The organism is Mesorhizobium silamurunense (genome assembly GCF_014843905.1).
Classification (GTDB): domain Bacteria; phylum Pseudomonadota; class Alphaproteobacteria; order Rhizobiales; family Rhizobiaceae; genus Mesorhizobium; species Mesorhizobium silamurunense.
Window position 1 is genome coordinate 1 of the sequence record NZ_LPVS01000074.1, and the last position, 7,777, is coordinate 7,777.

The following is a 7,777-nucleotide window of genomic DNA, read 5'->3' on the forward strand; positions in this document are numbered from 1 at the left end:
CCCACGCCGGAAACGAACTCAAAGCTGGATAGAAACTGGGGGCAACGTCAGTGCGGACGAAACGTCTGAGCTCAGCGCGCGGGTTCAACAGCTAACTGAGCAAATTGACGAGTTGAAGAAAGTTTATTCCGAACAGCAGGTACGGGCGCAGACCAACAACGCCCTTCGGGTCATCGAGAATTTTGCGGCACAAATTATTCCAACGCTCGACGCAGAATGGAAGGAAGCGCCTATAAAGCTTCTGATCGACGATCTCACCATTCGTGTCATTCATACGGACCGTTCGGATTTTCTCTGGGAGATCGGCAGCGGCGCCAATTGGCTTGCCTATCACGTCGCTCTGACCCTAGCGCTCCAGCGGTTTTTCCTCGAAGAAATAAATCATCCCGTGCCGGCGCTGCTCATTTATGACCAGCCAAGCCAAGTATATTTCCCACGCAATCTCGACCAGGGAACGGACGACGTCCCAGTGCGCATCAGGGATGTGGATATTTCTGCAGTTCGGGCCGTGTTTGAGGCCTTGGGCAGAGAGGTTGTTCGGGCGAAGGGCCGCTTACAGGTAATCGTCCTCGATCATGCGGGGTTTGACGTCTGGGGTGAGATCGAAGGTGTGACGCTTGCTCAGGAGTGGCGTGACAACACAAAACTCGTCCCGCCGGAGTGGCTGGGATCGGCAGAACAGTGATCGATCGTGGAAATCGTGGCCGGTCTACCTGGCTAGCGAATGAGCGCCTAGATCGGGCCAAGCGCCACGCTCGCTTGAATAAGACTGAGAGAATGTTCATTTGCGCCAAGTTGCCGGATTGAGGGGTTCCCATGCCGAATGTCTCACGTCTTGTGCAGAGAATTCATTTTGAAGATTTTGGTGGGGCCGAGTTCGAACCGCTCGTCTTCGCGTATCATGTCCGGGCTGGATGGACCGATATCGCCTGGTATGGGCAAGGCGGGGGCGATCACGGGCGCGATATTGTCGGAAGTGAGCTGCTTGATGATGCCACGCGCCGGCGGACCGTTGTCCGCGCGTCTCGGCCGAGTTGCCGGAAACCGGCGAACGTTTCGAAGGCTTGCTGCCGCCCGTCGTTGCCGCGTTCGCCTTCGCGATCCGCAAGCCCGCGGTCGCCGTGTTCACCCTCGCCGACTACGCAGCCGCGGGGATCATGACCACCGACCAGGCGGCAACGCTGCGTGCCGCAATTGCTAACCGCGCGAACATCCTTGTTGCGGGCGGCACATCCACCGGCAAGAGTGGTTGAAGGCCTCGGAGCTGGACCACTCAATCTTTGGCAAACTCGGACGAAAGGGCAGGGTTTCGCGCTCGGGGAATTTTCTAACGATGACCAATCAGGCCGTTACCAGAAACTCATGATTGCATACTATCCAAGAGATGTTTATACAACATTTGCACGCTGAAACGGGGACAACCTACGGCATTCTACCTGTCGGGGGCTGGCCGTTGAGGCAATTCGGCTGGGCATGGTCTAGACACCGCACTTCACCGCTTACTCCTGCAACCGATTGCCGAGCCCGGGGTCAGGAGGTGCGTACTTGGGAGGAACTGCCTCATGAAAACGCGTGCCGCTGTCGCTGTTGCTGCCGGAAAGCCGCTGGAGATCATGGAGGTCGACCTCGAGGGTCCGCGCGACGGCGAGGTCCTGGTCGAAGTGAAGGCGACCGGCATCTGCCACACCGACGAGTTCACGCTGTCGGGCGCCGATCCCGAAGGCCTGTTTCCGGCGATCCTCGGCCATGAGGGCGCCGGTATCGTCGTCGATGTCGGCAAGGGCGTCACCTCGGTCAAGAAGGGCGACCACGTCATTCCGCTCTATACGCCTGAATGCCGGCAGTGCCCGTCCTGCCTGTCGCGCAAGACCAACCTCTGCACCGCCATCCGCGCCACGCAAGGCCAGGGCTTGATGCCGGACGGCTCGTCGCGCTTCTCGATCGGCAAGGACAGGCTGTTCCACTACATGGGCTGCTCGACCTTCTCCAACTTCACCGTGCTGCCGGAGATCGCGGTCGCCAAGGTCAACCCGGACGCCCCCTTCGACAAGATCTGCTACATCGGCTGCGGCGTCACCACCGGCATCGGCGCGGTCATCAACACGGCCAAGGTCGAGCAGGGCGCCACGGCTGTGGTCTTCGGCCTCGGCGGCATCGGCCTCAACGTCATCCAGGGTCTTCGCCTTGCCGGCGCCGACATGATCATCGGCGTCGACCTGAACAACGACAAGAAGGCCTGGGGCGAGAAGTTCGGCATGACGCATTTCGTCAATCCGAAGGAGATCGACGGCGACGTCGTGCCTTATCTGGTCAACATGACCAAGCGCGGCGCCGACCAGATCGGCGGCGCCGACTACACCTTCGACTGCACCGGCAACACCAAGGTGATGCGCCAGGCGCTGGAAGCCTCGCATCGCGGCTGGGGCAAGTCGGTCATCATCGGCGTTGCCGGCGCCGGCCAGGAGATTGCAACCAGGCCGTTCCAACTGGTCACCGGCCGCACCTGGATGGGCACCGCCTTCGGCGGCGCGCGCGGCCGCACCGATGTGCCCAGGATCGTCGACTGGTACATGGAGAAGAAGATCCAGATCGACCCGATGATCACCCATACGCTGAAGCTCGAGGACATCAACAAGGGTTTTGACCTCATGCATGAGGGCAAGTCGATCAGGAGTGTGGTGGTTTACTGAGGAAGACCACAGGCCGCCGGCCAACCGGCCGGCGACCTCTGTGGTTAAACATGGGAGGAATGGAATGGCGGAAAAACTGCATCCGAAAATCGACAACGGCCTGCCGAAGGAAAGCGCCAGCTTTTCCGGCGGCACGTTGGTCTGCGCCTGCACCAGCAAGCCGGTGAAGGTGAAGGTCAAGGGCCAAATCGCCCACAACCACGCCTGTGGCTGCACCAAGTGCTGGAAGCCTGAGGGCGCGATATTCTCCGTCGTGGCCGTGGCAGGCACCGGCGACGTCACCGTCGTGGAGAATGGCGACAAGCTCAAAGTGGTCGATCCGAGCGCGCTCATCCAGCGCCATGCCTGCACCGGCTGCGGCGTCCATATGCACGGCCCGGTCGAGCGCGACCATCCGTTCAAGGGCCTGAGCTTCATCCATCCCGAGCGTTTCGAGGAAGACGGCTGGTCGCCGCCGGGCTTCACCGCCTTCGTGTCCTCGATCATCGAATCCGGCGTCGATCCGAGCCGCATGGACGGCATCCGCGCCCGGTTGAAGTCAATCGGCCTCGAGCCCTATGACTGCCTCAACCCGGGCCTGATGGACTATATCGCCACCTGGACCGCCAAGAAGTCGGGCGCACTGCCGGCCTAATAACTCTCGCCGGCGTTCAACCCCGCAAATTGAACGCCGGCTTGCTTCCAAGAGGTCCGGCTCGGAAGTCTAATGCACCTTCTGGCCCGCCAAACGGCGCCATGGCATCAGGGACGCCCCTCCGAGGGCAAGCCTTTCAATCATGAAGCAGCGAATATCCAGGATGCGGTAGAGGCGCTGCATCTAGGCGATGGCCTTCAAGCCAACATGTCCTTCCACCGTCAGCATTCCCATTGGATGCCCCTTCTTCTAGCGGCTGCGGTCAGAAGAGATTTTACGAGACAGAATCCGAAAGGCGGGCGATGGCGCATTGCCAGGACCGGCCCATTTTCACCCCATGGATTTTCGAATGCGGTTGACTTCTTCCGGGAATCGGAGAAGATAGATTTTATACGAAAGATCAACAAAAATATACAAAACTCGGGCCACAGCATAAAGTTCGGAGCGGCCTGAACCGGCGCTGAGCAACGAGCGCGCCTGTCAAGGAGGGCTGATAGGTCTACGAATGGAAAGCACCTGCGGTGTGCTTCGTGTTGCATTTAGGGATTCAAATTGGGAGGAGCCAAATGTCGAAGAAGACCTTGAGAATTACCATCGCCGGATTGCTGTTTGCAGCTATCGCAAGCACTCAAGCTGCGGCCGATGCCCTAAAAGATATTGTAGAGCGCGGCAGCCTGTCCGTCGGGGTGAAAGCTGATTTTGCTCCGTGGGGAATGCGTGATGCCGCAGGCAACCTTGTCGGCCTTGAGATCGATCTAGCACAAGACTTCGCCAAGCGACTTTCCAAGCAGGCCGGCAAGGACATCAGTCTTAACCTGGTTGTCGTGGCAACAGCCAATCGGATGGAGTTTCTCGAGCAGGGTAGGATCGATGTGTTGATCGCTACCATGTCCGACACGCCAGAGCGGCGTAAGGTAGTCGGGATTGTACAACCTGACTACTATTCCTCAGGCATTGCCGTTTTGGCCCGCAAGGACTCGGGCATCAACGGGTGGGAGAGCATTAACGGGAAGGCCATCTGCGGCATTCAAGGATCCTGGTTCAACAAGGACTACGGCACCAAAAAGGGTGCAGACATGGTCGCCTTCAAAGGAGTTCCAGAGGCCGAAGCGGCTTTCTTGGCCGGACGCTGCGCCGGCTGGTTGTACGACGATTCCGCCTTTACCGCTCGCATAGTCGCCGATCCGAACAAGTGGGCTGACTATGCTGTCGCAACGCCGGTTGTGGCGGATGTTCCGTGGGGCGCAGCTGTCCGCAAGGACGAGGTAAATGAGCCCCTCGGCGCCGCGCTCTCGGCCGCTATTATTGATTGGCACAAGAGCGGGCTCATCTCCGAGTTGGAAAAGAAATGGCATATCCCGGAGTCCGCCTGGGTCCGCTCTATGCACGAGAAATGCCTAGCCGGTGACAAGGCGTGCGCTTCCGTCCGAGAGGAGTAGGTCTCGAAAAGATTCGTGCGGCCTTCCGGTTTGGGAGGCTGCCCACTTTCCGACGATGGCGCATCGGAGGGTCGCATGGACGCATTTTGGGATTGGTTCCGCTGGCTAGATGAAGCCTATGGAATCAAGCTGACTATCTTTTATGACGAGTGGGATCGTGGGCGGTTTCTGAAAGGCCTTGTGACGACAATTCAGCTGTCGTTTGTTTGCATAGTGTTGTCAGTCATCATTGGAATGATTGGCGCCTGGTTTCAGATGTCCTCTTACGCCTCAGCACGGCGCCTGGTTCATGCCTACATTCAGTTTTTTCGAAATACGCCGCCGCTGGTCCAACTATATTTCTTCTATTTTGCGATTGATTCCGCCATCGCGCACCTTTTTGATCTCCATACGGGAATCCTAAGCAGCTTTGGTTGGGCCGTCATCTCATTATCTTTCTTTGCAGGAGCATTCAATACGGAGATCTTCCGCGCGGGACTTGAAGCCGTTCCGGAATCAACCGTGGAAGCCGCAGAATCGCTCGGATATACGAAATGGCAGGTGTACCGCTACGTCACCCTTCCTTTGGCCTACCGCGTCTGCCTTCCCGCGCTCAACAGCAATCTGGTCAATTTGGTGAAGACTACCACGGTGGCCTATGCAATCGCGGTGCCTGAGACCCTCTACGTGTCCAACCAAATCTGGTCTGACGAATTCAACGTACCAGAGATGATGAATGTAGTCTGGGTCGTGTACCTCGTTCTCGTGGGGATACTTGTTTGGCTCATGCATCGTTGGGAAAGGGCGATCCGCATTCCAGGTTTCGGTCGGAGCAGCCATGAGTAGGGGGCCGCGAATCGAGAAGCCGATGTGCAGCCGCTCAGGCGGTACAAACCTTGCTGTGATGAAACCGTTCAGGCTCTCGCAAAGGGACCCAGCTCAAAGCGCCTTCTGGACGGCATGGCTAGCCAGTCCCAAGGTTGGCTGGGCGATCTCGCTTATCCTTATATGTTCGGTCTTGGTCGACACCACCTACGCGCAAGTGCAAACGCGATCCAGTCCGACCATTCTGGAAACCCTCATTAAGTGGACCCCATTGATGCTTTTTGGGCCGCCAGGAGAGTTTGGTGGCTTCGCCCTGAATATCCTGGTCAGCTTCCTGGCGATGGCTTTTGGAACCTTTTTCGGCCTTTGGTTGGGGATTGGGCAGATTTCGGTCAACAGAGTTATTAGAAGAATATCGTGGTTGACTACGCAAATCTTTCAAAATTCGCCATGGCTCGTCTTGTTGTTCTACTTCATGCTCATGCTGCCATTCCAGATCAAGGTATTCGGCCAGACATACGACGTTCCCGGGTGGACAAAGGCCACGTTCGCACTTTCACTCCCTATTATGGCAAACGTATCTGAAATCCTCCGCGGAGCAGTTGCATCGCTGCCAACCGGACAGTGGGAATCTGCAGAAAGCCTCGCCTTTTCAAGGCGTCAAACGCTATGGAGCATCATCTTGCCCCAATGCGTCAAACGCATGCTGCCTCCTTGGATGAACTGGTATTGCATCCTGACAATGTCGACCCCGCTAATCTCTATTCTCGGTGTCAATGACGCCATGACCCTCACACAGGACGCCCTGGCTGCAGAAGACAGAAGCGAGTTCCTGATCCCCATGTATCTTTGGCTCATGTCTTGGTTCTTCATTTATAGCTATCCGATTGCTGCTTTCACGCGCCGCCTTGAGCGTCGCTTTGCGATCAAGCAATAGAGGGATGATGCATGGTCTCGGCTAAATGGTCCTCCGATCGGCCCATCCTTCAAATCAAAGACGTTCACAAATCTTTCGGCAAGCAGGAGGTGCTGAGAGGCGTTAGCCTGACAGTAATGAAAGGCGAGGTTATCTGCATTATCGGCCCGTCTGGCTCGGGCAAATCAACGTTGATCCGGTGCATCAATGCCTTGAATGATATCGACTCCGGTTCGATCACGGTTGGTGACCAAGAGGTCCACGATCCCAATCTCGACAAGCTGAAGCTGCGGAGGAAGGTGGGCATGGTTTTCCAGCAATATAACCTTTTCCCCCACAAGACGGCGCTGCAGAACGTCATGATGGCGCCGGTAAAGGTACTGAAGCAGCCTCGGGATCAGGCAGAGAGCCGAGCGCGGGCTTTGTTAAAAAGAGTACGTCTTGAGGGCAAGGAAAACTCGTATCCTGGCGAGCTCTCTGGTGGCCAGCAACAGCGCGTCGCAATCGCCAGATCGCTTGCCATGAGCCCGGACATCATGCTCTTCGATGAAGTTACGGCAGCACTGGATCCCGAGACGGTGAAGGAGGTGTTGGTGACCATCAAAGACTTGGCCGCAGACGGCATGACCTGCGTTCTAGTCACTCATGAGATGGGCTTTGCTCGGGAGGTTGCCGACCATGTTTATTTCACCGATAGGGGGGTGATAGTGGAGCACGGCCCACCTGCGCCATTCTTCAAAGAGGCCAAAGATCCGCGCACGAAGGCATTTCTGAGTCAAATCCTTTAAAAGCATCGCCTGTGCGCTGCGACTGGTAGCAGGCGCCTATGGTCCGAAAAGGCTGGTTGACGAACATACCGCTGCGTCGGGAAGCCCAGCCTGAGGAAGTGGCTTCGGTCATCGCATTCCTTTTGTCCGACGACGCGAGTTACGTTACCGGCCAAATCGTTGGCATCAACGGTGCCTCCATCATCTGACTGCTTCCGGCTTCGTCCTCCGGCCGCGAGATCGAGCAACAGGCCTGATCGAAGCCGGAGGTGGCGAGTGCTCCTAGACGCAATGTCACGATGGCGGGTGCAAGCCTTTGCGGATCGACCGTTCTCAGCGCGGTGCATGCTAGGGCGGCACCACTCGTTCCGTTCGCTTGATGATGATATCGCCGCATCGTGGACCACGGGAAGTTTCTTCGGCCGGGGCAGGAACTGGCTGTTCAGGAGGCGATCGAGATCAGGATCCTAGTGCTGGCGTGCGCATTTCGCAAAAGCCGGACGGGGATTCCGCTAAGTCGCGGACAG

General features: G+C 57.4%; 9 protein-coding genes and 1 pseudogene. All 10 read left to right on the forward strand.

All coding sequences use genetic code 11. From position 1 onward, the window contains the following. A partial coding sequence (locus AU465_RS20990) for a DUF3732 domain-containing protein (protein ID WP_210325188.1) occupies positions 1-685 on the forward strand: 685 nt, incomplete at its 5' end. Positions 686-1,010: 325 nt separating this feature from the next. Beyond that, positions 1,011-1,247, forward strand: a pseudogene (locus AU465_RS20995) (P-type conjugative transfer ATPase TrbB); the annotation flags it as partial. A 315-nt stretch (positions 1,248-1,562) separates the two neighbouring features. Continuing rightward, positions 1,563-2,690, forward strand: coding sequence for an S-(hydroxymethyl)glutathione dehydrogenase/class III alcohol dehydrogenase (locus AU465_RS21000; RefSeq protein ID WP_192252327.1), 1,128 nt, complete (start codon positions 1,563-1,565; stop codon positions 2,688-2,690). Positions 2,691-2,754: 64 nt separating this feature from the next. Further along, complete coding sequence (gfa, locus tag AU465_RS21005) at positions 2,755-3,324, forward strand: S-(hydroxymethyl)glutathione synthase (protein WP_192252330.1); 570 nt, start codon at positions 2,755-2,757, stop codon at positions 3,322-3,324. A 72-nt stretch (positions 3,325-3,396) separates the two neighbouring features. Then, positions 3,397-3,777: a hypothetical protein gene (locus tag AU465_RS21010; RefSeq protein WP_192252333.1), complete on the forward strand. Its 381-nt coding sequence runs from the start codon at positions 3,397-3,399 to the stop codon at positions 3,775-3,777. Between the two features lie 113 nt (positions 3,778-3,890). Continuing rightward, on the forward strand, positions 3,891-4,763 hold the full coding sequence (locus AU465_RS21015; RefSeq protein WP_192252336.1) for a transporter substrate-binding domain-containing protein: 873 nt from the start codon (positions 3,891-3,893) through the stop codon (positions 4,761-4,763). A 75-nt stretch (positions 4,764-4,838) separates the two neighbouring features. Then, complete coding sequence (locus tag AU465_RS21020) at positions 4,839-5,588, forward strand: amino acid ABC transporter permease (protein WP_192252339.1); 750 nt, start codon at positions 4,839-4,841, stop codon at positions 5,586-5,588. Positions 5,589-5,760: 172 nt separating this feature from the next. Further along, the gene (locus AU465_RS21025) at positions 5,761-6,504 is read left to right on the forward strand and encodes an amino acid ABC transporter permease (protein ID WP_246506300.1); all 744 of its coding nucleotides are present in this window, start codon (positions 5,761-5,763) and stop codon (positions 6,502-6,504) included. Positions 6,505-6,515: 11 nt separating this feature from the next. After that, positions 6,516-7,271 carry an amino acid ABC transporter ATP-binding protein gene (locus AU465_RS21030; protein ID WP_210325189.1) on the forward strand — a complete coding sequence of 252 codons (756 nt, stop codon included), beginning with the start codon at positions 6,516-6,518 and terminating at the stop codon, positions 7,269-7,271. Positions 7,272-7,309: 38 nt separating this feature from the next. Beyond that, entirely contained in the window at positions 7,310-7,459 is a 150-nt protein-coding gene (locus tag AU465_RS21035; RefSeq protein ID WP_192252342.1) for an SDR family oxidoreductase, read from the forward strand. Positions 7,460-7,777 lie beyond the last annotated feature (318 nt).